Origin of the sequence: Poinsettia branch-inducing phytoplasma str. JR1, from assembly GCF_000309465.1 — a bacterium.
GTDB classification, from domain to species: domain Bacteria; phylum Bacillota_I; class Bacilli_A; order Acholeplasmatales; family Acholeplasmataceae; genus Phytoplasma; species Phytoplasma pruni.
The window spans coordinates 1-779 of record NZ_AKIK01000076.1; the positions used below are offsets into that span (position 1 = coordinate 1).

A 779-nucleotide genomic window follows, 5' to 3' on the forward strand; every position below is an offset into this window, starting at 1 on the left:
ATTTTATTATATTTTCAAAATAAAGGCATCACTAATTTATACTTTCAAGTAAATTTATTTTTTATCCCAGACATTAAATTTGATTTAGTTTTATTTACTAAAAATAAACGAATAATTGCTTTCAATTTCAAAACTTGTCTCCGTGACCGCTATAAACAAGCTATGATAGAGGCCCAACAACTCAAAAAATTAGATACTCGTTTTGAATTCTATTTATTAACCAACAATGAAACAGAAACTCAAAGATTAAATCATAAAATCAAGCAAGGAAAAGTCCAAGGCATTAATCAAGTAATTAATGTTTTTTCAGTTTCAGCTAACGATTTTTTACAAAATTTACTTATCACCAAATTCATCCCTTTTTCTAACATCAACATCATTAAAAAATAAAAAAGGAGTTAATATAAAATGTTAACCAACGAACAAAAAGCGTTACAACAACTAATAAATTATATCGAACAAGGCCAATGGAAAAAGTTAAATCTTTACTGTCAAATAATCAACCCCAAAAATCTACTTAACCCCCTAAATGCAAAAATATTTACAGCTTTAAAATATTTATTTTTAGAAAAACAAACAACTCATCCTTGGGATAAAATAAAATCTCAAACTGAGATAATCAAAGAATTACTCACCTATCTTCAAACTAATTTTCCAAAAGATAATTTTACTAAAGAATTCTTATCTTTTTTAAATAATGATTTTAGTAAGGAAAATAACCTTGATTTCTTAGACAATCTAAAACACACCTATACCCAAGAAAAACTGTTCCAACAACT

General features: G+C 25.7%; 2 pseudogenes. Both read left to right on the forward strand.

Features of this window, described 5'->3' with window-relative positions:
- Nucleotides 1-390 (forward strand): annotated as a pseudogene (locus ON17_RS01910) (hypothetical protein); the annotation flags it as partial.
- An 18-nt stretch (nt 391-408) separates the two neighbouring features.
- Nucleotides 409-779, forward strand: a pseudogene (locus tag ON17_RS01915) (replicative DNA helicase); the annotation flags it as partial.